Here is a 22,609-nt window from a genome sequence, read left to right as displayed (position 1 = left end):
GCCCGTGCCGCACACCACCCGCCGCCCGGCGCGCGCGTGTCCCGACGCCACGCCCGGCCAAAGCGCCCCGCCGCGCTTCGGCGCCAACTACACGCCCACCCAGGGCTGGTTCCACCACTGGCTGGACTTCGACCTGGATTCCGTGCGCGCCGACCTCGACTCCCTCGCCGCCCTCGGCCTGGACCACATCCGGGTCTTTCCGCTCTGGCCGCTGTTCCAGCCCAACCGCACCCTGATCCGGCCGCGTGCGGTGGAACAGCTGGTGCAACTGGCGGACGCCGCGGCCGAACGCGGCCTGGATGTCCATGTCGACGGGCTGCAGGGCCATCTGTCGAGCTTCGATTTCCTGCCCGCCTGGACCCGGACCTGGCACCGCCGCAACCTCTTCACCGACCCCGAGGTGCTGTCGGGCCAGGAGGAGTATCTGCGGACGCTGGCGGCCGCGCTCGCCGACCGGCCCCACTTCCTCGGGATGACACTCGGCAACGAGGTCAACCAGTTCGCGGACGCTCCGCACCCGGACCCCGACCGGATCACCGACGCGCAGGCCACGGCCTGGCTGGAGCGGATGCTCGCGGCGTGCGAGCGGGGCGCACCGGGGCGCATGCATCTGCATGCCGCCTACGACGCCGCCTGGTACCAGGACGGCCACCCCTTCACCCCCGCCCACGCGGCCCGGCTGGGCGCCGTCACGGCCGTGCACTCCTGGGTGTTCAACGGCACCGCACAGCGGCACGGCCCCACCGCAACCGCCACCGAGCAGCACGCCGCCTATCTCATCGAGCTGTCCAAGGCCTGGGCGATCGACCCGCACCGTCCGGTGTGGCTCCAGGAGGTCGGTGCCCCCGCACCGCACATCCCCGAGGGGCGGGCGGCACGGTTCACCGAGGCCACCGTGGCGGCCGCGCTGGACTGCCAGGACGTCTGGGGCGTCACCTGGTGGTGTTCGCACGATGTGCCGCGGTCCCTGGCGGACTTCCCCGAGCTGGAGTACGGGCTGGGGCTGCTCGCCGACGACCGTACGGTCAAGCCCGCGGGGAAGGCGATCGCGGCGCTGGTCGCGGACCGCCGCGGCCGTGCGCACCGTCCGCGGGTCCGCACCACCGCGCTGGCCGTCGATGCCGGCGGGGCCGAAGCCGCGCCCCACCGCTCGGTGTGCGCGCCGGGCGGCCCGGTCTTCGAGGCCTGGGCCGAGCTCACCGCGCAGGGCGTCCGCCCGGCCCTGGTGCTGGCCGAACTCGCGGACGACCGCGCACATTTGACGTCGCGTGGCATCACCGAGGTCTGCACGCCCGACGAGGCGGGCCGCCGGCCGTCGCCGTCCGTCTCCCGCCGGAGGAGCACCTCATGAACCGGCAACCGCCACCAGCCTCCCGCCGCCGGGTGCTGCCGGCCGGGGCGGGCACCGCGGCCGCCCTGCTCGGTCCGTCGCCCGGGGACGGCACCGCGGCGGCGGCCGGCCTGCCCCGGGCCGGCGCCGCGGAGGTGCTGCAGCCGTATGCGTCGTACGGGTTCCCCGACTCGCTGCCGTCGGGGACGCCCGGGCACGGCATCACCCGGCGGAGCCTGGCCGCCTGGACGCCCGGGAGCGACCGGGATCTGGCGTTCAACACAGCGACGGTGCCGCTCGCCGAGCGGTTCACCCCGGTCCCGGCGAACACCACGGCCCGGGCCGGCCAGGCCCGGATCAGCGCCCTTGCGGCCTTCGACCACACCGCGGGAAGTCCGCCGCAGGGCTCGGCGACCGCGGACCACTACGCACCGACCCCCTGGGCGTACCTCGACGAGCTGGTCTTCTGGGGCGGCTCCTCGGGCGAGGGCCTGATCCTGGCGCCGAACGCACCGGTCGTCGACGCCGCCCACCGTCACGGCGTCCCCGTGCTGGGCACGGTCTTCCTCCCGCCGGTGGCCTACGGCGGGCAGCTGCGCTGGACCCGCGATCTGGTGCAGCAGGACGCGGCGGGGCGCTTCCCGCTCGCCGCGAAGCCGGTGCAGGTCGCGACGGGGTACGGCTTCGACGGCTGGTTCCTCACCGCGGAGACCGGTGGCGGTGACGCCGCCCTGGCCGCCGATATGCAGGCGTTCCTGCGGGCGCTGCGCATCGCGGGCGCCGGACACGGACTGCGGATCACGTGGTTACGCGCCATGAACACCACCGGGCAGGTCGGCTGGCAGGGTGCGCTCGACCTCACCCATCGGCTCGACCCGGCCTCGGGGCCGGTGACCGCCGAGGTGGCCCCGGCGCTGCGGGAGGCGCCGGCCCCGGGCGAACCCGCCCCGTACTGCTATCTGCCGGCCGGGACGCTGACGGCGGGCGGCGGGCGGCGCACCACCTCCCTGGGCCCGGGCTCCCTGGGCCCGGGAACCGTGCACGCCCTGGGGGTGCGGCTGACCGGCCATGAGGACACCGTGGTGGCCTGGCGGCCGGGGGCGCTCGCGGTCCACGAGGGCGCCGTATCCCCCGCCGCCCCCAGCGGACCGAAGGTCACCGACACCGTCACCGCGGACGGGGCGGTCCCGGCGCGGCTGAGCCGGCGGCGCGCCACGGCTCCGGTGCGTCACTACGCGCTGCATCCCCGGTTCCCGGGCGGAAAGCGGGATTTCCTCGGCGGTACCTGCCGTACGGCCTTCTCCCTACCGGGCCTGCGCCGGGCGCAGAACGAACCCGCCGCCCCGCTCGAAGTACATACCGTGCACGAACTGTTCACCGTGTCGATGCCGTCGGAGACCCGGCTGCTCTGGTAATCCACGGCAATCTGCGGCAATCCACAGCAATCCGCGGCTATCCACGACGGTCGAACCGGTCTGCCGCCCCTCGCCCTCGACACCAGGGAGCCTTCCCTCATGCATGACGACCGCGCACTGATCGAAGCCCGTCTCCGGCGTGTCCTCGACGACCGCATCCGGCCCGCGCTGTATCCGGAATCGGTTCCCCTCCGGGTATCTGCCTGGGTCGCACCGGGGGAGCCTGTGCCGGTGGCCGAAGGACTGGCCGCCCCCCATACGCCGATGGCGGTGGGTGACGCCTGGGGCGCTCCCTGGGGTACGACATGGTTCAAGGTCCAGGGCGAGGTGCCGGTGGGGTGGGCGGGTCGCACCGTGGAGGCGGTGCTCGACCTGGGCTTCGACGAGCGGATGCCGGGCTTCCAGTGCGAGGCGCTGGTCCAGCTGCCCGACGGCACCCCGGTCAAGGCGGTCAATCCGCGCAATCAGTGGGTGCGGGTGGGCGCACCGGTACGCGGCGGTGAGCGCGTCGAATGGCATCTGGAAGCCGCGTCCAACCCCGTCATCCTCGATGTCCCGCCTTTCCGGCCCACCCCGTTGGGTGACCCGGAGACGGCGGGCAGCGCACCGCTGTACCGGCTGGCACGGATGGATCTGGCCGTGTTCGACACCGAGGTGTGGGAGCTGATCCAGGATTTCGAGGTACTGGGCGAGCTCATGGGGGAGCTCCCCGTGGACGGCCCGCGCCGCTGGGAGCTGCTGCGGGCGGTGGGCCGGGCGCTGGATGCGGTGGATCTGCAGGACGTGGGCGGGACGGCGGTGGCGGCCCGTACGGAACTGCGTGGCGTGCTGTCGGCGCCGGCCGGGGCCAGTGCGCACCGCATCAGCGCGGTGGGCCATGCGCATATCGATTCGGCCTGGCTGTGGCCGCTGCGCGAGACGGTACGGAAGGTGGCCCGTACGGCGTCGAACATGACGGCACTGCTGGAGGACGAGCCGGAGTTCGTGTTCGCCATGTCGCAGGCGCAGCAGTACGCCTGGCTCAAGGAACACCGGCCCGAGGTCTACGCCAAGGTCAAGAAGGCGGTCGCGGAGGGGCGGTTCGTGCCGGCGGGCGGTATGTGGGTGGAGTCGGACACCAATATGCCCGGGTCGGAGGCGATGGCGCGGCAGTTCGTGCACGGGAAACGGTTCTTCCTGGAGGAGTTCGGCGTCGAGAACGAGGAGGCGTGGCTGCCGGACACCTTCGGTTTCGCCGCGGGGCTGCCGCAGATCATCAAGTCGGCGGGGGCGAAGTGGCTGTTGACGCAGAAGATCTCCTGGAGCCGGACCAATGCGTTTCCGCATCACACCTTCCGCTGGGAGGGCATCGACGGCACCCGGATCTTCACCCATTTCCCGCCGGTGGACACCTACAACTGCCAGATGGCGGGCAGCGAAATCGCCCATGCGGCACGGAATTTCAAGGACAAGGGGGTGGCGCGGCACTCGCTGGCACCGACCGGCTGGGGCGACGGTGGCGGTGGCACCACCCGGGAGATGATCGCCAAGGCCCGCAGACTGCGTGATCTGGACGGTTCGGCGACGGTGGAGTGGGAGAAGCCCGCGGACTTCTTCGCCAAGGCCGAGGCGGAGTATCCCCAGGCGCCGGTGTGGGTGGGCGAGCTGTATCTGGAGCTGCACCGTGCGACCCTCACCAGCCAGGCGAAGACCAAACGCGGCAACCGGCGCAGCGAACACCTGCTGCGGGAGGCCGAACTCTGGTCGGCCACGGCGGCCGTGCTGACACAACACCCCTACCCTTACGCGGCGTTGGACCGCCTCTGGAAGACGGTGTTGCTGCACCAGTTCCACGACATCCTGCCCGGTTCTTCCATCGCCTGGGTGCACCGCGAGGCGGTGCAGACCTATGCGGCGGTCGCCGCCGAGCTGGAGGACATCATCGCCTCCGCAGTGGCCTCGTCGGCCGGCCGCGGAGACACCGACCTGGTGGTGAACTCCGCGCCGCACGCCCGCGGCGGGGTCGCGGCCGGCGCCGTGGCGCCCTCGGTGCATGAGGGGCATGAGGGGCACGAGGTGGCCGCCGTGCCGCGCGACGGCGGAGGGTTCACGCTCACCAACGATCTGCTGCGGATCGAGATCGACGGCCGCGGCCTGGTGGTGTCCGCCTACGACCGGGTGGCCGGACGCGAGGCCGTCGCGCCCGGCGGGGCAGCGAATCTGCTGCAGCTCCACCCGGACTTCCCCAATATGTGGGACGCCTGGGACGTGGACGCCTTCTACCGCAACGTGGTCACCGATCTGACGGATGCGGACGAGGTGGTGCTCGGCGAGGTCTCCGGCGACGCCGCGACCGTGCGGGTCACCCGTACGTTCGGCGACTCCCGCGTGGTGCAGTCGCTGACGCTGGCGCGCGGGCAGCGGCGGCTGGACATCGACACCGAGGTCGACTGGCACGAGACCGAGAAGTTCCTCAAGGCCGCGTTCCCGCTGGACCTGCATGCCGAACGCTATGCGGCGGAGACCCAGTTCGGGCATCTTTACCGGCCCACCCACACCAACACCAGCTGGGAGGCGGCCAAGTTCGAGGCCTGCGCGCACCGGTTCGTCCATCTGGAGGAGCCGGGCTGGGGCGTGGCCCTGGTCAATGACGCGACCTACGGTCATGACGTCACCCGCACGGTCCGGGAGGACGGCGAGCGGGGCACCACCACGACCGTCCGGCTCTCCCTGCTGCGCGCTCCGCGGTTCCCCGACCCGGAGACCGACCAGGGTCTGCACCGCTTCCGCTATGCGCTCGTCCCCGGCGCCACCGTCGGCGACGCGGTGCGCGAGGGGCATCGCATCAACCTGCCCGAGCGCCGGATCACCGGTGCCCGCGCGGTCGCGCCGCTGGTCACGGTCGACAACGACGCGGTGGTCGTCACCGCGGTCAAGCTTGCCGACGACCTGAGCGGTGATGTGATCGTCCGCCTCCACGAGGCACATGGCGGGCGGGCCACCGCCACCCTGACCACCGCCTTCGCGCCTGCCGACGCCGTCGCCACCGATCTGCTGGAGCGCCCCGTCGAGGACGGGCCGGTGTTCGAGCGGCAGGGGAACACGGTCCGGATGGGGCTCCGCCCGTTCCAGATCGTGACCGTACGGCTGCCCCGGGCGGGCGAGCGGTAGCAGCGGGGCGCGGCGGGGCCCGGGCGCGGCTTACGCCCCGGGTCCGCCCGAGCGCGACCGGGCGTCACGGCAGGTGTCACGGCGCAGCTCCTGCCGTCGCTCGCGCCCGGTGCCGCGCCCGGCTCCCTGGCCGCGTGCCGGCCGGCGGCCGTACGCCGCCTCGTGGTCCGGATCGCGGCTCGGGTCCAGGCCCAGCATGTCCGTCAACAACGACAGATCGTCCGCGTCCCGCGCCCGGCCGGCCAGCGCCTGCCTGGCGAGCCTGCGTTCCTCGTCACTCGGCATGGCGCGCGGCGCGGGGCCATCGGCACTGCGGTGTTCATCCTTGCGGTGTTCATCGCTCACCGCTGCATTCTCGGCCGGGCCGGACGACCGTGCCCGTTGAGCGAGCCGGAGACCGCCCGAGGGCAACCACCGGGGACGCACTACTCCATATGAGTGAACCGAGCCTCGAAAGCCGGCGCCCGCCAAAGGAACCTCCCCGGCCTCTTTTCCCTCTTTATGGGCACTTGCACTTGATCATCCAGTCGCGGAGTCGCTCGTGAAACGCCCCTCTGCCGTCGCGCTCGCGGCCACCCTCGTCGCTTCCTGCGCACTGCTCGCCGGCTGCTCGGAGACCGGAAAACCGGTCGACTTCAATGCCGGCGCCCCCGGCGACGGCGCCGCGCGGGCCAAGCCCGTCGACGAGGACACCCTCATGCCGACCGGCCCCAAGAACGACTTCCGGATCACCCGGACACTGGACGACGGCACCCATATAGCGCGGACGACCCTGAGGGGCCCGAAATCCGGTGTCACCGGAAGCGTCTGGGTCTGGGCACCGAAGGAATACCACGACCCGAAATACGCCAAGAGCGGATTTCCCGTGCTGATAGCCCTGCCGGGTGGCCTGGGCAGCCCGAAGGAGCCCGGCGGCGTCACGAATTACTGGGTGGGCGGGGATATCGAACTGCAGGAGAACCTCACCCGGTGGACCGAGGAGGGCAAAAGCCTCCCGTTCATCGTGGTGATGCCGATGCTCAACCCGGACACCCGGTACCACGACGCCAGCGACATACCCGGCCGGCAGAAGATGGGGACCTGGCTGACGGACGACGTCGTCCAACTGACCAGAGCCAATTTCCGTACGTTCAAGTCCCGCGACGGCTGGGCCTTCATGGGGTCGTCCTCGGGCGGCTTCGCCGGACTGAAGTCCGTCCTGAAACATCCGGAGAAGTTCAAGGCGGCCATAGCCAGCGGCCCGGACATGGTGCCGGATTCGCCCTTGTGGGCGGGACACCGGACACAGCGGGACGCCAACGATCCGGCGAAGCTCGCGCAGCGGCTGCTGCAGAGGGGCGGTCCGGACATCTACCTCGCCTTCCAGGCCGGCACCCAGGAGCCCGCCGCCACCACCACCCCCATACAGCGCTTCCGCCAGACCTACGGCAAGGGCCCGATCCACACCGCCATGCAGCTGATCCCGGGTGGCCGGCACAACGCCTGGGACTACCAGAAGGGCATGGCCGCCGGTTCGATCAAGTTCATCAGCGACCGGATGAAGGCACCGGTGGCCAGCGCCTCCTGAACCGGCCGCCACGGCGGCCGGGGACGCCACGGCACCGCCCCCGCGCGCGGATGCAGATCACCTGGCAGGGGGTGATGCTGGAGTCGTGGGGGGACCGTGGTGAGGAGGACCACTCATGTCCATGATGGACAAGATCAAGAGCATGCTGAAGGGCCACGAGAGCCAGACGGAAAAGGGCGTCGACAAGGCCGGTGACATGGCCGACGACAAGACCCAGGGCAAATACAAGGGCCAGGTCGACACGGCCCAGGACAAGATGCGGGACCAGTTCGGCGGGGAGGGCCAGGACCGGCCACCGCAGCCCTGAGGCGGCGCCCCTCGGCGGGGCCCATCCGCCCGCGAGCGCCGGGCGGCCGCCCTTTGCCTTTGCATGCGGCCGACCGGGTGAGGCCCGGGCGCGCACGACGTGCGTCGGCGCCCGCCCCCGGGCCGGGAACGGGCGCCGACGGCGCATCCGCCGGACCTACGCCAGACGGATCTTCTCCGCCTGGGGGCCCTTGTGGCCCTGGGTGACCTCGAAGGTCACCTTCTGGCCTTCCTGCAGCTCGCGGAAGCCCGTGGCATCGATGTTGGAGTAGTGCGCGAAGACGTCGGCGCCGCCGCCGTCCTGCGCGATAAAGCCGAAGCCTTTCTCCGAGTTGAACCACTTCACCGTGCCGGACGCCATATCCGTCTCCTTCGTTCAAGGGGGCTCGAATCGGGTTCCGCGTGCTGCGGACCCCGGAGGTGATCGCCCTGGTCCGGAGACGCGCTACACAGCAAGGACGCCCGTGAATGCGACACGGGCGCCCGGCACTTCGGAACCACGACAGCTGATCAGGACGCTACACCGAGCAGCGCCCGGCAGGCCGCACAACCGTGGCGGACGCGTCGCCCTTCACCGGGCAAGGCCATCGCGCGTCCTCCGTATCCCTGACCGATCGGATGGATGTACGACGCCCGGCGGCGCACGGCACGGCCTCAGTCGGACTCCCCGCCCTGGCTCTCCGACGGCTGGCGACGGCGCCACCACAAAGCGGTGCCGACCGCGGCGAGGGCGATGACCCCGACGGCTCCGGCGGCGGAGACGAACCACCAGTACCGGGCCTGCGTGTCGGCCTCCGTCTGTGCCACGACCGCCGCCTTGTGCAGCGGCACGACGGACCGCGAGTGGTGCGCGACGGGCTGCGACACGCCACTGCCGCCGCGGGGCCCCAGAGCGGGCAGCACGCCGACGGCCGCCGCCCGGGGAGCCGCCTCGAACCCCCAGTCCAGCAGGTCCCGGGTCTCCTCGTAGACGGCGTTCCGGCTGCCGGACTGCGGGTTCATCACGGTGACCAGCAGCGTCCGGCCGTCGCGCCGGGCGGCGGCGATCAGGGTGTTTCCGGCGTGGGTCGTATAGCCGTTCTTCACCCCGATCAGGCCGTCGTACGGTTTGACGCCGTGCGAGCCGACCAGCAGCCGGTTGGTGTTCACCATGCCGAACGCGTCCGGACCACCTTCCTCCGGCAATTCCGACTGCTTCGTGGCGGCGAAGCGGGCGAAGTCGGGGTCGGCCAGGCCTGCCCGCCCGAAGAGCGTCAGATCGTAGGCGGACGAGAACTGGCCCGGCGTGTCGAACCCGTCGGCGGACGCCACCGTGGTGTCGCGGGCGCCGAGGCGGTACGCCGTCTCCTGCATATCGTCGATGGTCTTGTTCCAGCCGCCGTTCATACCGGCCAGGGTGTGCACCGCATCGCTGCCCGAGCGGAGGAAGACCCCGTGCCACAGGTCCGCAACGTGATACGGGAGGTCCTCCTTGAGGCCGGCGAGCGAGCTGCCCGCCTCGATACCGTCCAGGTCCTGGAGGGAGACGGTGTGTACCTCCCTCTGGGAGAACTTCGGCAGCACCGTCACGGCGAAGAGCGCTTTGAGGGTGCTGGCGGGTGGCAGGGGCCGGTGGGCATCCTTGGCCGCGAGGACCTTGCCGCTCGCCATGTCCGTCACCATCCACGACAGGGCGGAGACATCCGGTGGCTCCGGTACGTCCGGCCGGGGCAGGAACTGCACTCCCCGGCCGTCCAGCCGGCTCTCGGCACGGACCGGGTCGGCCACGTGTGCGGCGGCCCGCAGGTCGTCGATGCCATGGGGGCCATCGGCGGCCGCCGGGCCGGGCACGGCCAGCAGGCTCACGGCACAAACGGTGGCTGCGGTAACGACTCTGACGGGGGCCCAACTCGCGCTCGACATGTGGCCCACGCTAAAAACGACCTCGGCCGCGCGCTGGCTGGCCTACGCCATCCGATGTGCGAGCGCCCCGACTGCCGTACGCGGCGCGCCGACTGCCGTACGCGGCGCGCCGACTGCCGTACGCGGCGCGCCGACTGCCGTACGCGGCGCGCCGGGGCCGGCGGAAAAAACGCCCGCCGGCCCCGGCCCTGGCTGCCGGATGCGGTCTACCAGATCGCCTCGACCCACTCCGGGTGGTCGATGAACGGGTTCCGGTTGTGCTGGTACTTGTCGAAGATCACCTGGTTGCGGTGCTCTTCGAAGGAGTCCGGCGGGTCCTGCTTGCTCCACTCCTTGAGGACGGAGAGCCGTCCGATGTGCGGCTGGGTGCCGTTGTCGACCTGGTCATTGGGCTCCAGGTCGGGGAAACCGTCGCCGCCGTCGTAGCGGACTGCCATATAGAGGATCATGCGGGCGACATCACCCTTGACCGCGTCACGGGGCTCGAAGGAGTCGGCGTCGCTGCGGTTGCCCGGCGCCCCCTCCACCTCCGTACCTCCGTTGTCGAAGTCCTTGTCGCCACGGACGCTGTTGACGGACACCTGCGCCGGACGCAGATGGTGGAGGTCGGTGCCGGGACCGGTGTCGGTACCGAAGTCGCCATGGGACTTCGCCCAGACGTGCTCGCGATTCCAGTCGTCGGGATTTCCGCCGTGGGCGTCCTTGCTCTGCGACCGGCCGCTGTACAGCAGAATGACGTTCGCGCTGTTGGCCGGGTCCTGATCGGTGTCCTTGAGGGCGTCCCAGACCTGGGAATACGTCAGCTTTCCGGTTTGGGTGCTGCTGATGATCCGGTGCAGCGAATCCTTGAGCGCCGGGCCGGTCTTGCCGAGGGCGTCTTTGTAGTACGTGTCGTCATACGACGTGCTGTCGGATGCGCCGACGGATATGGACGAGTGCTGGGTGACGGACGCGGCAGCGGCGCGGTGGGGGGCGGCCGGAGCGGCCGTCGCACCGGCCGGGATCTGTCCGACCACCGCCGTCAATACCGTTCCGGCGGCGATGGCCAGCGCGGTCCGGGCGCGACGGTTCACGCGGGTGTTGTCCACGAAGGGTGTCCTCTCCCCGAATTGTGGCGCCGAGTCGCGAAAATGTGGGGCACGACCGGCACCGGCCGTTGGGAAATACGGCCGCAGGCAGCTTTCCATCGCGGTAATCACCACGGTGCGAACATCAGGGGAGAGTTATTTTTCCCACACCGTGACAACCGCAGAATTCCCCCGAAAATGCCATACCGCCGCAGCTGGCCGAGTCATCGTCAGAAGTTCAGCACCCGGGCCGCTTTCCGTTCGGCGGCGGCGGCGTGCGAGGGTCGGCGGACGGCTCGCGGCCCTTCTCCCGCCTTCAGGAACGCGGCTCGCCCCGCACCCGCGAAGAGCGCCACAGCAGATGACGCCAAGGCGGCCGCCGGGTGCGAGACGACCGGCCATCCGGTGGGTGGCGGCAGCGAAGTCCAGGTGGTGGACACGGCCACCGCGGTGGTGAAGTCGTAGCGAGAGGGGCCGGCGCCCCTTGGGCCCATCGGGTGAACCCTCACCTCACCCGCAACCGAAGGGGCGCCCTCCGGCTTCCGAAGAACTGACACAGTCTTCGCCGAATCCCGGTGAACCCTTCGGACCGCGAGTTGTGGAGGCCCCCATGTCGCCTTTCCGCCCCACTCCCCCGCCGTACGGCGCGAGGCCGGACTATGTGCTCGCTCCCCCGCGCCCCGAGGAGCGCCTCGGCGCGCCCGCGTCCCCGCACGAACCGCCGCTCCCGTCCGCCTCCGCCGTACACCCCTTTCTCCCGCCGCCCCGCCCGGAGGACCGGCTGCCCTTCGAACCGCCGCAGCCGTACGGCCTGTCCGCTCCCCCGCGTCCCGAGGAGCAGCGGCAGGGGCCGGTGGCGATGCCCGATCACCGGCGGCTGGACCTCCGCGCCGCCTTGACCGCGGCCGGTGTCGCTCCGGCGGACGGGGACCTGGCCGCCCTGGCGGAGATCGCGAGCCTGGGTGACACCACCGTCGGTGCCGTCATCGGCTGGCTGGCGGCCGCCGCGCAGGCGTCCTGGCCGCGGTCGCGCGCGGTGTGAGGAAGCCCGCCGACCGGGTCACCGCAGCCTGCTCACCCCAGTCCGGGTCACCGCAGTCCGGGCAGGCTGCGCAGCTCACCGATCTTCAGGGCGCGGGCCAGGGCCAGGAAGATCAGCGCCATGCTGAGACCGCCGGCGGCCAGGCCCAGGACGGGGGTCCAGGCCGCGGGGACGGGCACGCCGGAGCAGGCACGGGCCGCGAGCCAGCCGACCGCCGCGGCCGTGGCGGCGGACCCGGCCAGCTTGCCGTAGGTGCGGCACAGGCGCCGTCCGTCGAGGCGTCCGGAGAGCCGCCGGCGCAGCAGCAGCGCGGTGATCAGCAGCCCGATGCCGTACGCGACGGCGTAGGCCGCGGCCATACCGGTGACCGCCCAGCGGGCGGGCAACAGCAGATGACACGCGGTGGCCAGGGCGATGTTGACGGCCGCGATCCAGACGGCCATCCAGAACGGCGTGCGGGTGTCCTCGAAGGCGTAGAAACCGCGCAGCAGCAGGTACTGGGCCGAGTACGGGATCAGACCGAGCCCGAAGGCCTGCAGCATGTGCCCGGCAGGCACGGCCGATGCGGCGTCCACGGTGCCGTGGGCGAACAGGAGTTGGGCGGTCTGCGGGCCGAGGGCGAGGAAGAAGAAGGCGGCCGGAACGATGACGACGCCGCTGATGCGCAGCGCACGGGAGAGGTCACCGCGCAGCTCGTCCAGACGGTTTTCGGCGACCGCCAGGCTCATCCGCGGCAGCAGCGCCGTCACCAGCGAGACGGTGACGATCGACTGCGGCAGCGTCCAGATGAGTTGGGCATAGCTGTAGACGGTGTATCCGACGCCTGCGGTGGGGAGTTGCTGATCGGCGGCGACGGCGTAGTGCGTGACGACGGCCATCGCGGCCAGGTTGGCGAGCACGAACAGCAGGGTCCAGCGGGCGGCCGTGATGCTCTTGCGCAGACCGGTGCCACGCCAGTCGAAGCGCGGCCGGAAGCGGAAGCCGGCGGCGCGGACGAAGGGGATCAGGGCCAGACCCTGTACCGCGATGCCACCGGTGGTGACGAGGCCGAGGAAGTCGATCTGGCCGGGGCTGATGTCCTCGATGCGGTCGGGGCCCGTCAACAGGCCGAGGTAGATCCCGAACATCGTGATCAGCACGATGTTGTTGAGGACCGGCGTCCACATCATCGCGCCGAACTTGTTCCGGGCATTGAGGACTTGACCGAGGATGAAGAACAGGCCGTAGAAGAAGAGCTGTGGCAGCAGGAACCGGGCGAACACCACGGTGAGTTCGAAGGCGGCGTGCTGCCCGGGCGTGTCCGGCGTGAAGACGGCGACGATCTGCGGCGCGGCCCAGAGCGAAAGCACGGTGCCCACCGCCAGCACGCTCAGGACGAGGGTGACCAGGCGCTGTTCGTGGGCCCGTCCGCCGTCCGCGTGCTCGGCCCTGGCGCGTACCAGCTGCGGCACCAGTACCGAGTTCAGCGCGCCGCCGATCAGCAGGGTGTAGATGCTCATCGGGACCATGTTGGCGGTGTTGTACGTGGTGGCGAGCAGGCCGGTGCCGAGTGCGGCCGCCTGGAGCACCTGACGGATCAGCCCCGTGCCGCGGGAGACCACGGTCCCCAGCGCCATCAGCAGCGAGGACCGCTGCAGTCCCCCGCCCTCGCCGCTCCGTTCGCTCTCGCCGCCCCGTTTGCCCGCACCACCCCGTTTGCCCGCGGCGTGCCGGCGCCGCCCCGGGTGCGGAGCCCGCTGGTCGGGTTCCCCCTCGTTGCCGGGCGCCGGTCCGTCGTCGGCGCTCCCCTCGTCCGTCCACCGGTCCGGCAGACGGAGCGGCAGTGTGTCGTGTGGCGTGTGTGGTGTCCCCTCCAGCATGCCGCCAATCTACGTCGAACCCCGGGTGGGACCGGGCCGGTTGGGTGCCGCGGGCGCACGCGGGGGTGCCGCACGCGGCAGTGGCCGGGCCCGGTCGGGGTCGAGGAGCGGGCCGAGCAGGTCGCCGTGGTGTGCGAGGCGGGGTGCGATCTCGTCGAAGAGGAAGGTGAGTTGCCGTGGGTCGGTGCACTCGGCGATCTCGTCCCGGGTGACGGGGGCGGAGACGGTGGGGGTGGGGCGGGCGCGCAGCGTGTAGGCGACGGCGGTGGTCTTGGCGGCGGCGTTCTGGGAGAAGTCGAGGAAGACCTTGCCGGGGCGCAGGGCCTTGGTCATCTTGGGCACGACAAGGTCCGGGAGGGCGGCCGCGGCCTCGATGGCGAGGGTCTTGGCGTATGCGGTGACCCGCTCCGAGGGGGTGGGTTCGATGGGCACGACGAGGTGCAGGCCCTTGGAGCCGCTGGTCTTCGCGCAGACGTCCAGGCCGTCGGCGGCCAGCCGGTCGTACAGCCACTGTGCCGCGGCGCAGCACTCCACGATGGTGGCCGGGGCGCCGGGATCGAGGTCGAGGACGAGGCGGTCCGCGATCCCCGGGGCCTGGCACTTCCACTGCGGGGTGTGCAGTTCGACGACCAGGTTCGCGGCCCAGACCAGCGAGGGGAGGTCCTGCAGCAGCACCTGCCGGGCGGGCCCTGATGTCGTATGGGGGACCTCGCAGGTCTGCACCCAGGAGGGTGCGCCGGGCGGCACGTTCTTGGTGAAGAAGCACTGGCCTTCCGGCCCGTCGGGGTAGCGCAGGAAGGAGAGCGGCCGGTCGTGGAGGTGGGCGAGCAGCGGGCCGGCGACGGTGGTGCAGTAGTGCAGCACCTCGCCCTTGGTGGTGGCGGTCTCGGCGTAGAGGACCTTGTCCAGGTTGGTCAGCGGGAGGCGCCGCCCCTCCACGTCGGTGATCGGCGACATACGATGAGAATCCCACATAAGGGATAAATGATGCGATCTATCTGGAATGGCTCCATCTCCTTCGGTCTGGTCACCATCCCCGTGAAGACCTACAGCGCCACCGACCGCAGCTCGTCGGTCTCGTTCGTGCGCATTCACGACAAGGACGGCGCGCAGATCCAATACCGGAAGATCTGTGAGCTGGACAGCGAGGAAGTCCCGAACGAGGAGGTCGGCAAGGGCTATCAGGCGCCGGGCGACGAGACCGTCGTACCGATCACCGACGACGATCTGTCACAGCTGCCGATGCCGGCCGCCAAGACGCTGTCGATCCTGTCCTTCGTCGACCCCGCCGAGATCGACCCGCTCCAGATGGACAAGGCCTACTACCTGGGTCCCAACGGAGCATCCGCCGCCAAGCCGTACACCCTGCTGCGGGAGGCGCTGGAGCACCACCGGAAGGTCGCGGTCGGCAGGGTGGCGATGCGGGGGCGGGAGTCGCTGGCGATGCTGCGGGCGTACGACCAGGCGATCGTGATGCATACGCTGCTGTGGCCGGATCAGATCCGGCCCGCCACCGGGGTGGCACCCGACGATGTCGACCTTCGCGAGAACGAGCTGACGCTGGCCGAGACGCTGATGGACTCCCTGGGCGAGCTGGACCCCGCCGAACTCCACGACGACTACCGCGAGGCCGTCGAGGAGCTGGTGGCCGCCAAGGTGGAGGGCGGGGAGCCGGCCGCCCCCGCCGCATCGGGCAGCTCCGGCGCCCAGGTCATCGATCTCACGGCGGCCCTGGAGAAGAGCGTGCGGGCGGCGCAGGGCGGCGGGGAGCCCGACGCCCAGGCGGAGTCGGCGTCCGTGACCTCCATACGGGGGCGGAAGCAGGCGAAGAAGAGCGCGTCCGGGCGGCGCGCCTCCGAGCGGAGCGGCACTCCGGCGAAGAAGGCGGCGAAGAAGACCGCCTCGGCCACCGCCGCGAAGAAGGCTCCCGGCGCAAAAACGGCGGCCGCGGCGAAGACCTCCGGCGGACGGGCGAAGGCCGCTTCGCCGGCCAAGAAGACCGGCACGAGCGCCCGCACCCCGACCGCCGGCGCATCCAAGAAGAAGGCGTCGAAGAACACCGCCAAGAAGACGACGGGCCGGAAGACGGGCTGACGGCCGTCGGCGGCAGACGTATACGGCAGACGCATACGGCGCAGGCATACCGCGGACGCGTACGGCGAGCCGGAGCGGGACGGGCCCCGGGTCGTCGGCCGTAGCGGGCGGACCCCGGAACCGTCGGCCGTAGCGGGCGGACCCCGGAACCGTCGGGCCGGAGCCGTCGGGCCACCGCCCGCCGGGCACCGTTCTAGAGTCTTGGTATGGCTTCAGACGAGGGGACCACCCGCATCGACAGCTGGATCTGGTCGGTACGGCTCACCAAGACGCGATCGCTGGCCGCGGCGGCCTGTCGCGCGGGACACGTACGGGTCAACGGCGAACGGGTGAAGCCGGCCCAAGCGGTGCGCAACGGCGACGAGGTGCGCCTGCGGCACGCGGGCCGGGAGCGGATCGTGGTCGTCTCGCGGCTGGTGCGCAAGCGGGTGGGCGCAGCCGTGGCCGCCGAGTGCTTCATCGACAACAGTCCGCCGGTCCCCCCGCGCGAGGAGGTCCCGGTGATCGCACTGCGTGAACGCGGCACCGGACGGCCCACCAAGCGCGACCGCCGCGAGATCGACCAACTGCGCGGCCTCTGAGCCGGACCGGGCTTACGCCGACGGCAGGGCGTCGAGATAGACCCACTGGCCGTTCTCGCGGACGAAGCGGCTGTGCTCGTACTGGCTGTCGGCGTGGCCGTGCAGCGTGAAGTGCGCACGGAATTCCACCGTGCCCTCGGTGTGGAAGGCACTGCCGCCGGTGGTGCCGAGGATGTCCAGGCCGCTCCAGCGCTGGGCCGGTTCAAGGTCGAGACTGCCGGGGCGGGTCGTCGGATGCCAGGTGCGCAGCAGGTATCCGGTGTCACCGACGGCGAAGGCGCTGTAGCGCGAGCGCATCAGGCGCTCCGGGGTCGGGGCGGTGGCGCGCCCCTGATGAAACGGGGCGCAGCAGTCACCGTAGACCTCGGCGCGTCCGCACGGGCACGGTGAGACGGCGGTGACGGCGGCGGCCGGGCGGCGCGGCGCGCTCCTCGGCTCGTTCAGCTTCTTCGGCTTGTTCGGCTTGTTCGGCTTCGACACCCCACGATTGTGCCGGGTCGGCGGACCGGGACCGCGACACACCCAGCACACGCCGGAGCGGCACGCCCTGGAGATACGCCCATTTGGGGAATTCACACGACAAATCACCCATTTGCAGCTTTTCCTGGCTTGATACGTGCTGTGAGGCTGGAAGAACTCATGGTGTCCGTCCCCACCACCCAGGAGAGAACCCCCATGATTCTGTCCATTTCCGGCGTCGTCCTGCTCGGTGTCATCGTCTTCCTCTTCTTCCGCAAAGACGGCCTGAAGTTGTCGCATGCACTGGTCTCCGCGCTCTTCGGGTTCTATCTCGCCAGCTCCGCCATCGCCCCGAGCATCAAGGCCGGCGGGGCGAGCCTGGCGAGCCTCCTCGGGGGGATCAAGATCTAGGGCTGTCGGGAGTCGTCATCCGCGGGGCCGGAGTCGTCATCCGCTGCCCGGCGTCGCCATCCATGGTCCGGAGTTGTCATCCGATGCCACTCCACGCGTCCCGCCCGAACGGGCCGCACCACCTCCCGTCCGGGCGGCTCCGCATGCAGCCTGCTCCCGGCTCGCCGCCCACGCAGCACGCTCCCGGCTCGCCACCCACACCGAGCCGCCCCCACGACCACCGCCACGACCACCGCCACGAGCAACCGGAGACGATGTGGCCCGTCGACCCCTGCCCCGCATCCTGACCGACAGCGCACCGCTCGCCCGCATGGCCCACAGCACCTCGCTCGCCCGCAGCCGGGAACTCGCGCGGACCGCCGCCGACAGCGCCTGTGACGTGTTCCATCCGCTGATCACCATCGGCCGGGGACTGCGCCGGCTGGGTGCGGCCGGCCGGGGACGCTGGATCGACACGCCCCGGGAGAACCGCGGTCCGCTGGCCTTCTTCGTCGGCGCGTGTGTGCTGGTCATGTGCCTGGTGCCGTACGGGCCGCTGCTCGCCCTGATCGCGGTGCTGGGCGCGGGCGCCTGGGCGGGGCGGGAGCGTACGCCCGTGGAGACCGGTCCCGGAGAGGCCGAGAAGGAGCGGCTGCAGGCGCTCTACGAGGCACTGGTGCCGTACTTCTCCGTCGAGGGCGACCCCAGCCCCCTGTACGCGCACCACGGGGGCTGGGAGCAGGTCTTCACCGAGCACGCCTTCGACGACAGCGGGCGGATCGAACGGCTGCAGCTGAAGTACCCGGCGTACTTCACCGACGGTGAGGACCAGTCCCGGGTCCGCATCGAGCAGGTGCTGTACGCCAAGGCGGGCCGTGGCCGCGAGTACCACTTCGGGTGGGACGAGCTGGCCAATCAGCTCACCGTGACCGTGCTCGCCGCGCTGCCCGCCGATATCGGTGCGCAGCGCTTCGTCACCTCGCCGGGCGAGACGGTGCTCGGGTTCACCGACGCGGACGCCGTCCAGCGGACCCTGCCGGTCACCGCCGGGGAGGAGACGCGGGATGCGCCGCCGGTGGTATGGCGTACCGGGCAGCGCTCCACCGAACCGCATCTGCTCGTCCTGGGGCAGCCGGGGACGGGCGCCACGACCCTGCTCCGCTCGATCGCGCTGCAGGCGCTGCAGCACGGGGATGTGCTGGTCATCGACGGCGGCGGCACCGGCGAATACGGCGCTCTGTCCGGACGCCGTGGGGTACTGGGGGTGGAGAGCGGCCTCGCGGGGGCGCTGGCGACCCTGGAGTGGGCGTCCCACGAGACCGAGCGGCGGCTGATCGCGGCGAACCGGGCCCGGCAGGCCGGCCGGCCGGCGCCGGAGGACACCCGGCGGCCCCTGTGGATCATCGCGGACCGTCCGACGGCGCTGGCCCATGTGGCGGTCGCGGAGGGCCGGGACGATCCGCAGCGGTGGCTGCAGACGCCACTGCGGCACGGCCGGGCCGCCCGGATCACGGTGGTCGTGGCCGACCAGTTCGAGAGTGCCGAGCTGCTGAGCGAGCCCGTACGGACGCACACCAAGGCGCGGGTGGTACTCGGCCCCGCCACGGCGGAGGAGGTACGGGCGGTGCTCGGAGCGCCACCGCACACCACGCCGACCGCGAGCGTGCCACCGGGCCGCGGCTATGTGCGCCTGGGGTCCGCTCCCGTACTGCGCCTCCAGGTGCCGGCCACGCCCGATCCGCTCGACGACGCGACCGGGCAGACGCTCCGGCAGGCAGTCCTGTCGCTGCTGCCGGAGCGTACGGTCCCGGCCGACGGCGCGGGGCCGGCCACGCCGGCGACCGGCAGCGAGCCGGGTGACGTGGGCACGTCCGCGGATACCGGCCGACGGGTGAGCGTGAGCAAGTCCGGGGACGCCGATCCGGCGGAGCCGGGAGGCGGTGCCACGGCGATCGACGGTGCCACGGCGATCGACGGTGCCACGGCGATCGACGGTGCCACGGCGATCGACGGTGCCACCGCGATCGACGGTGCCACCGCGACCGACGGTGCCACGGCAGCCGACGGTGCCACAGCGACCGCGGCGGCACCGGATGCCGGAAAGGCCGGGGCCGCCGCCGAGCCGGTGGGCCCGGCGGCGCGCGTGCGGATCGTCAAGGCCGGCGAATCCCCCGTGGTCAACGGGCCGGTGGAGGCCGTCCCCACCGAGAGGTGAGGACTCTCCGTCCAAAGGGCGCACCCGAAGGCCGGCCCGCTGATCAGCCGTCAGGCCACGAACGCATGCCGCGTCTCGGTGTCCACGGGTGCGCCCGTCGCCACCAGTCGCGCGGCGCCGGCCAGCCGGACCGCGGCCTCGTCGGCGACGGCTCCGCTGACCGTGAACGGCAGCCGTACGAAGCCCTCGAAGGCGCCGTCGACACCGAACCTCGGGCCGGAGGGCACCCGCACCCCGAGCCGCTCCCCCGCCTCCGCGATCCGGGAGCCGGAGAGTCCGCCCGTACGCGCCCAGAGGGTGAGGCCGCCGCGGGGAACGCTGAACTCCCAGTCGGGGAGGTGCCGGTGCAGCGCCTCGACGATCGCGTCGCGGTTCTCGCGGGCCTGCTCGCGGCGGATGCCGACGGCCGCTTCCCAGCCACCGCCCTCCAGGAGCGAGGCGATGGCGAGCTGTTCGAGGACCGGTGAGCCCAGGTCGGAGTACGCGCGGGCGGCGACCAGACTGCGGATGATGTCGGGGGCGGCACGCACCCAGCCGATCCGCATCCCGGCCCAGAAGGCCTTGCTCGCCGAGCCGACCGTGATCACGGCGCTGCCGGCGGGGTCGAACGCGCAGACCTGACGGGGCGGTGCGGTGTCCTGGTCCAGCTGGAGTTCGGCCATGGTCTCGTCGACGACGAGCAGGGTGCCGGCCGACCGGGCGGCATCGACGAGACGCCGGCGCTGATCCTCGGTGGCAAGGGTGCCGGTGGGGTTGTGGAAGTCGGCGACGACATACGCCATACGGGGCGCGGCGTCCCGCATCACCTGGCGCCAGACGGGGATGTCCCAGCCGGCCAGCTTGTCGGCGAGCGCGACCGGGACGAGCCGGGCGCCGGCGTCCCGCATCAGCTGGAGGATGTTGGCGTACGACGGGGAGTCGACGGCCACCCGCTCGCCGGGGCTCGTACACAGCCGGCAGATCGCGGCCACCGCGCCCATCGCGCCCGTGGTCACCATGATCTGCTCGGGCATGGTGGGGATCCCGCGGGCGGTGTAGCGGTCCGCGAGGGCCTGGCGCAGGACGGGCAGACCGGCGGGGTAGTCGCCGTGGGTGTGAGCGTAGAGCGGAAGGTCGGCCATCGCACCCTGGAAGGCGCGGGTGAGCCACGGCTCGGGAGCCGGGAGGGCGGCACAGCCCAGGTCGATCATGGAGCCGGCGGCCTCCGGGGGCAGCGGTTCCAGGCCGCGGGTGGGCAGCGGGTTGCCGGCCGGGACGGCGGTCCAACTGCCCGATCCGCGCCGGGACTCCAGGAATCCCTCGGCGCGCAGCGCTTCATAGGCGGCGGCGACGGTGGTGCGGCTGACGCCGAAGGCCGCGGCCAGCTCGCGCTCGGCGGGCAGGCGCGCGGCGACCGGTATCCGGCCCTCCAGCACGAGCAGGCGGATGCCGTCGGCAAGGCTGCGGTAGGCGGGCAACCGGCGTCCGGCGGCCGCGGGTTGGGCATCGCACGGGTCCTGCGACCGGAGCAGCCGGGCGAGTTGGGGTGCACCCACCGCTGAAGTCCACTGAGCCATGAAGATCAGTCCACCTTCCCCGAATTGGCTCTACTTCGCGAGCCCGGACCTGCCACATGGTGTCATGCGTCGGTCCAATCCTGCCAGGAGGGGGAAAATCATGTCCATATTCGGGGAAACCGGACCAAGGAGGGGGCTGCCGGTGCGCCGGCTGTGCCAGCTCTTTGCGGGACTGGCGCTGTACGGCGTGAGCATGGCGCTGATGCTGCGGGCCGGGCTCGGCCTGGAGCCATGGAGCGTGCTGAACCAGGGCATATCCCGCCATACGGGACTGTCGATCGGTACGGTCACCATCGTCACCGGTGCGCTGATCCTGCTGCTGTGGATCCCGCTGCGCCAGCGTCCCGGCCTCGGCACGGTGTCCAACGTGGTGATCCTCGGGCTGGTGATGGACGCGACGCTGGCCTGGATGCCGCAGTTGCACTCGCTGAGCACGCGTATCCCACTGCTGGCGGGCGCCGTCCTGCTCAACGGTGCCGCGACCGGTCTGTACATCTCCGCCGATTTCGGTCCGGGGCCGCGGGACGGGCTGATGACCGGTCTGCATCTGCGGACCGGCCGTCCGGTCCGGCTGGTGCGGACCTGCATCGAGGTGACGGTGCTGGCGGCCGGCTTCCTGCTCGGCGGGTCCGTCGGGGTCGGCACGGTGGTCTATGCGCTGGCCATCGGTCCGCTGGCGCAGTTCTTCTTGCGGCGCTTCGCGATCAAGGACCGGCCCGTGAAGCCCTCACCGGTGGTGGCCGGCGGAGGCGCTTCACCCGAGCACGCAATACTGCCGGAGTGACCCCAGCGATACGCACCCGCCACGCCTATCTCGACCACCCCGTGCCGCTCCCCTTCGCCCACCGGGGCGGGGCGGCCGAAGGCCTGGAGAACACCGCCGCCGCCTTCCGCCGCGCGGTCGGCCTCGGCTACCGCTATCTGGAGACCGATGTGCATGCCACCTCGGACGGAGAGCTGGTCGCCTTCCACGACGCGACCCTCGACCGCGTCACCGACGCCCGGGGCGCGATCGGGCAGCTCCCCTGGCGGGCGGTGCGCCAGGCCCGCGTCGGCGGCCAGGAGCCGCTGCCGCTGTTCGAGGAGCTGCTGGAGGAGTTCCCCGAGGCCCGCTGGAACGTCGACCTCAAGGCCGACGCCGCACTCGCCCCCCTGCTCGCCCTGCTGCGCCGCACGAACGCCTGGGACCGGGTGTGCGTCGGCTCGTTCTCGGAGGCCCGGGTGGCCCGCGCCCAGCGGCTGGCCGGACGCCGGATGGCGACCTCGCTCGGCACCCGCGGGGTGGCCGGCCTGCGGCTGCGGTCGTACGGCCGCGGGGTGCTGCCGCTGGACCGGCTGCTGGGTGCGGCGGTGCGGCGCAGCGCGGTCTGCGTCCAGGTCCCCGAGCGGCAGTCCGGCCTCCCCGTCGTCGATCCGCTCTTCCTGCGCACCGCGCACTCGCTGGGCATGCAGGTCCACGTCTGGACGGTCAATGACGCGGATCGGATGGCGGCACTCCTGGACCTCGGTGTGGATGGCATCATGACGGACCACATCGAGACGCTGCGGACGGTCCTGACCGAGCGAGGGTGCTGGGTCTGACCGGGCGAGGATGCCGGTGCCGACCGAGCGAGGGTGCGGGATCCAGGGGGTGTCGCGAGCCGGACGGCAGCTGCGGACACACCCGGTACCGGGGC

The 22,609-nt window shown here is 71.7% G+C and carries 21 protein-coding genes; 12 read left to right on the top strand and 9 right to left on the bottom strand.

Features of this window, described 5'->3' with window-relative positions; all coding sequences use genetic code 11:
- Positions 1-4: 4 nt before the first annotated feature.
- The 3 genes from ACF088_RS06485 (at position 5) to ACF088_RS06475 (ending at position 5,895) form a co-directional block, all read left to right on the top strand.
- Positions 5-1,351 (top strand): glycosyl hydrolase, encoded by a 1,347-nt coding sequence (locus ACF088_RS06485; RefSeq protein WP_392374267.1) that lies wholly within the window; start codon positions 5-7, stop codon positions 1,349-1,351.
- Positions 1,348-2,745 carry a hypothetical protein gene (locus tag ACF088_RS06480; protein WP_392374266.1) on the top strand — a complete coding sequence of 466 codons (1,398 nt, stop codon included), beginning with the start codon at positions 1,348-1,350 and terminating at the stop codon, positions 2,743-2,745. The genes ACF088_RS06485 and ACF088_RS06480 overlap by 4 nt, the downstream gene beginning before the upstream one ends.
- A gap of 99 nt (positions 2,746-2,844) precedes the next feature.
- Complete coding sequence (locus tag ACF088_RS06475; protein WP_392374265.1) at positions 2,845-5,895, top strand: alpha-mannosidase; 3,051 nt, start codon at positions 2,845-2,847, stop codon at positions 5,893-5,895.
- Positions 5,896-5,925: 30 nt separating this feature from the next.
- Here the strand turns inward: ACF088_RS06475 and ACF088_RS06470 are convergent, their stop codons facing one another.
- Positions 5,926-6,240 (bottom strand): hypothetical protein, encoded by a 315-nt coding sequence (locus tag ACF088_RS06470; RefSeq protein WP_392374264.1) that lies wholly within the window; start codon positions 6,238-6,240, stop codon positions 5,926-5,928.
- 196 nt (positions 6,241-6,436) lie between these two features.
- Here ACF088_RS06470 and ACF088_RS06465 point away from each other — a divergent pair, with 196 nt between their 5' ends.
- Both ACF088_RS06465 and ACF088_RS06460 read left to right on the top strand, forming a co-directional pair.
- A complete protein-coding gene (locus ACF088_RS06465; protein ID WP_392374263.1) occupies positions 6,437-7,462 on the top strand; it encodes an alpha/beta hydrolase in 1,026 nt (341 codons plus the stop codon).
- Positions 7,463-7,577: 115 nt separating this feature from the next.
- The gene (locus ACF088_RS06460) at positions 7,578-7,769 is read left to right on the top strand and encodes an antitoxin (protein ID WP_392374262.1); all 192 of its coding nucleotides are present in this window, start codon (positions 7,578-7,580) and stop codon (positions 7,767-7,769) included.
- A 156-nt stretch (positions 7,770-7,925) separates the two neighbouring features.
- On the opposite strand, the gene ACF088_RS06455 is transcribed toward ACF088_RS06460, so the two are convergent.
- The 4 genes from ACF088_RS06455 to ACF088_RS06440 all read right to left on the bottom strand — a co-directional run bounded on the left by ACF088_RS06455 (position 7,926) and on the right by ACF088_RS06440 (position 11,231).
- Positions 7,926-8,129: a cold-shock protein gene (locus tag ACF088_RS06455; RefSeq protein WP_006601696.1), complete on the bottom strand. Its 204-nt coding sequence runs from the start codon at positions 8,127-8,129 to the stop codon at positions 7,926-7,928.
- A gap of 293 nt (positions 8,130-8,422) precedes the next feature.
- Positions 8,423-9,613, bottom strand: coding sequence for a D-alanyl-D-alanine carboxypeptidase family protein (locus ACF088_RS06450; RefSeq protein WP_392374261.1), 1,191 nt, complete (start codon positions 9,611-9,613; stop codon positions 8,423-8,425).
- A 263-nt stretch (positions 9,614-9,876) separates the two neighbouring features.
- Positions 9,877-10,758, bottom strand: coding sequence for an endonuclease I family protein (locus ACF088_RS06445; RefSeq protein WP_392374260.1), 882 nt, complete (start codon positions 10,756-10,758; stop codon positions 9,877-9,879).
- A 209-nt stretch (positions 10,759-10,967) separates the two neighbouring features.
- Positions 10,968-11,231 (bottom strand): hypothetical protein, encoded by a 264-nt coding sequence (locus ACF088_RS06440; RefSeq protein ID WP_392374259.1) that lies wholly within the window; start codon positions 11,229-11,231, stop codon positions 10,968-10,970.
- Positions 11,232-11,347: 116 nt separating this feature from the next.
- Between ACF088_RS06440 and ACF088_RS06435 the strand changes: the two genes are divergently transcribed.
- Entirely contained in the window at positions 11,348-11,779 is a 432-nt protein-coding gene (locus tag ACF088_RS06435) for a hypothetical protein (RefSeq protein ID WP_392374258.1), read from the top strand.
- 47 nt (positions 11,780-11,826) lie between these two features.
- Here the strand turns inward: ACF088_RS06435 and murJ are convergent, their stop codons facing one another.
- Positions 11,827-13,395, bottom strand: a complete 1,569-nt coding sequence (gene murJ, locus ACF088_RS06430; RefSeq protein ID WP_392374968.1) for a murein biosynthesis integral membrane protein MurJ — start codon at positions 13,393-13,395, stop codon at positions 11,827-11,829.
- A 252-nt stretch (positions 13,396-13,647) separates the two neighbouring features.
- Positions 13,648-14,595 (bottom strand): non-homologous end-joining DNA ligase, encoded by a 948-nt coding sequence (ligD, locus tag ACF088_RS06425; protein WP_392374257.1) that lies wholly within the window; start codon positions 14,593-14,595, stop codon positions 13,648-13,650.
- 30 nt (positions 14,596-14,625) lie between these two features.
- Here ligD and ACF088_RS06420 point away from each other — a divergent pair, with 30 nt between their 5' ends.
- Together ACF088_RS06420 and ACF088_RS06415 are read left to right on the top strand one after the other, a co-directional pair.
- Positions 14,626-15,732: a Ku protein gene (locus tag ACF088_RS06420; protein WP_392374256.1), complete on the top strand. Its 1,107-nt coding sequence runs from the start codon at positions 14,626-14,628 to the stop codon at positions 15,730-15,732.
- A gap of 206 nt (positions 15,733-15,938) precedes the next feature.
- On the top strand, positions 15,939-16,313 hold the full coding sequence (locus ACF088_RS06415) for an RNA-binding S4 domain-containing protein (RefSeq protein ID WP_392374255.1): 375 nt from the start codon (positions 15,939-15,941) through the stop codon (positions 16,311-16,313).
- 12 nt (positions 16,314-16,325) lie between these two features.
- Here the strand turns inward: ACF088_RS06415 and ACF088_RS06410 are convergent, their stop codons facing one another.
- Positions 16,326-16,793, bottom strand: a complete 468-nt coding sequence (locus ACF088_RS06410) for a YchJ family protein (RefSeq protein WP_392374254.1) — start codon at positions 16,791-16,793, stop codon at positions 16,326-16,328.
- Between the two features lie 195 nt (positions 16,794-16,988).
- Between ACF088_RS06410 and ACF088_RS06405 the strand changes: the two genes are divergently transcribed.
- Positions 16,989-17,183, top strand: a complete 195-nt coding sequence (locus ACF088_RS06405; RefSeq protein ID WP_018092434.1) for a hypothetical protein — start codon at positions 16,989-16,991, stop codon at positions 17,181-17,183.
- Between the two features lie 256 nt (positions 17,184-17,439).
- Positions 17,440-19,377, top strand: coding sequence for a hypothetical protein (locus tag ACF088_RS06400; protein WP_392374253.1), 1,938 nt, complete (start codon positions 17,440-17,442; stop codon positions 19,375-19,377).
- A gap of 50 nt (positions 19,378-19,427) precedes the next feature.
- On the opposite strand, the gene ACF088_RS06395 is transcribed toward ACF088_RS06400, so the two are convergent.
- A complete protein-coding gene (locus tag ACF088_RS06395) occupies positions 19,428-20,933 on the bottom strand; it encodes a PLP-dependent aminotransferase family protein (protein ID WP_392374252.1) in 1,506 nt (501 codons plus the stop codon).
- A 100-nt stretch (positions 20,934-21,033) separates the two neighbouring features.
- Between ACF088_RS06395 and ACF088_RS06390 the strand changes: the two genes are divergently transcribed.
- Together ACF088_RS06390 and ACF088_RS06385 are read left to right on the top strand one after the other, a co-directional pair.
- Positions 21,034-21,717, top strand: a complete 684-nt coding sequence (locus ACF088_RS06390) for a YitT family protein (protein ID WP_392374251.1) — start codon at positions 21,034-21,036, stop codon at positions 21,715-21,717.
- Positions 21,714-22,514 carry a glycerophosphodiester phosphodiesterase family protein gene (locus ACF088_RS06385; RefSeq protein ID WP_392374250.1) on the top strand — a complete coding sequence of 267 codons (801 nt, stop codon included), beginning with the start codon at positions 21,714-21,716 and terminating at the stop codon, positions 22,512-22,514. The genes ACF088_RS06390 and ACF088_RS06385 overlap by 4 nt, the downstream gene beginning before the upstream one ends.
- Positions 22,515-22,609 lie beyond the last annotated feature (95 nt).

It is taken from the genome of Streptomyces sp. NPDC015125 (assembly GCF_043080045.1).
Classification (GTDB): Bacteria; Actinomycetota; Actinomycetes; order Streptomycetales; family Streptomycetaceae; genus Streptomyces.
The sequence above is the reverse complement of the archived record's forward strand: the minus strand, read 5'-3'. Positions and strand labels throughout refer to the sequence as shown.